At 72.9% G+C, this 1,787-nt stretch carries 1 protein-coding gene; it reads right to left on the bottom strand.

The window, feature by feature from the left end:
• Nucleotides 1–1,787: ATP-binding protein (locus FGF04_RS40530; RefSeq protein WP_188114424.1), on the bottom strand; the 1,787-nt coding region annotated here is incomplete at both ends.

The raw sequence follows: 1,787 nt of genomic DNA, 5'->3' as shown, positions 1-1,787 counted from the left end.
GGGTGCGGTGTTCGGCGAGCAGGGTCTCGGCCGTGTGCGGGTCTCCCGTCACGGCCGCGCAGGCGGCCAGCCCGGGGAGCACCACGCGCAGCGCCATGGCGTGGTCGATGCCACGCGCGAGGACGGCCGCCTCGGCCCACCAGCGGCGCGCTGCCGCGGGATGGCCGGCCAGCCATTCGGCGCGACCGAGGACGACGGCCATCCACACGCGTACGCCCGAACCGGAGACGGTCAGTTCCGCGTAGGCGGTCTCCCCTTCCCGGCGGGCGTCGGCGAGCCGGCCGGCCTCGGTGAGGGCGAGTACGAGGGGGATGCGCTGGAAGGCAGGGTGGGAGGCCAGGGCCTTTTTGTGGATCTGCCGGTGGACGGCGTGGACCCGCTCCGCCCAGATGACGGCCTCGTGGGTCCTGCCCGTCAGGGCCAGTCCGGCGGGCTTCATCCAGGCGCCCCGTAACCAGACGTCGATGTGCAGGTCGTGGCCGGGTTCGCTGCCCAGGTCCGTCAGCAGGGCCAGTCCCTGAGCGGGGTGTCCCGAGGCGATGCGCAGGAAGCCTTCGTTGAGGCGGAGTTGACGGCGGCCGGCCGGGCTGACGATCCTGTCCCGCGCGCGGTCGTTGACCAGTAGCGCCTCGGTGACGGGAGCGTTGCTCCACAACAGGCTCGTCGTCCGGACCAAGGTGACCGCCAGTGCGTCCGGCTCGCCGGCCGCCAGGGCGTCGGCGTGGGCGAGTGCCGTCCCGGCCTCGTCCCAGCGCCCCAACTCCAGGAAGGCTTCGCCCAGTCGCAGGTGGGTGGTCATGGTGCTGTGCTCTTCGGGCAGCGCCTGGAGCAGGGCGATGACCTGGTGGTAGTCGTGGGCGTGGCGCGCCAGGACGGCAGCCTGCAGGAGCAGGCCGGGGTCGGCCGTACCGGTGGCGGCCAGGCGCCATGTCGCTGTGTGCAGGGGGTCTTCCCGGCGCCGGGCGCCTCGTACTTCGACGCGTGCGGCCTGTTCCAGCAGCAGGTGTCTTCGGCGCAGGACCGGGAGTCCTGCGCGCAGTGCCTCGCCGTAGAGGGGATGGGCCAGGGAGACGCTCGTACGCCGTCGGAGCTGCGTGACACGGATCAGTCCAGCCTGTTCCAGGGCCATCACCTCCTCCGGTGCCGCCAGGGCTTCGGCGTCGATGAGGGACAACGGCCCGCACAGGGCCAGCAGTTCCAGGACGGCGCGTCCCGCAGCGCCGGCGGAGGCGAGCCGGCCCGCGATCAGCTCGGTCAGCCGCACGGTGCCCGGCAGCCCTTGCCGGCCGTCGCGCAGATGCCACAGTTCCCCGTCCCGGACGAGGTCCCCGCTGCTCAGGGCGCCGAGGACCAGTTCACGCAGATATAGGACATTGCCGCCGCTCGCTGCGGTCAGCGCGCGCAGGCCGGCCTGGGCCATCGGCGCTTCGAGCACGGCGTGCAGCAAGGCGTCGATCTGTTCGGGAGGCAGCACGTCCAGATCGACCCGGTGCAGTCCGTCCCCGTCGCACAGTGCCGCCACGGCGTCCCCGTACGGCTCACCCGTGCGGACGGTACCCAGCAGCATGACGACCCCGGCGTCCATCAGCTGCCGCAGGAGCACCGCGGACGCCGCGTCGAGCAGATGCAGGTCGTCGATCAGCAGCACCTGCCGCCCCGGGCCGCCGCTCAGGCGTTTCGTGGCCACGGCGAAGGCGGCCACCGGGTCGGACAGGTCAAGCCCGGCGGGCAGCAGATGGGCGATCGCTCCCAGCGGGACCGTACGCGCCGCGGCACTCGCCGTGGCC

The sequence above is a fragment of the Streptomyces apricus genome (genome assembly GCF_008369065.1).
GTDB classification, from domain to species: domain Bacteria; phylum Actinomycetota; class Actinomycetes; order Streptomycetales; family Streptomycetaceae; genus Streptomyces; species Streptomyces apricus.
Note: the sequence above shows the minus strand (reverse complement) of the source record. Positions and strands in the feature narration are given on the sequence as shown.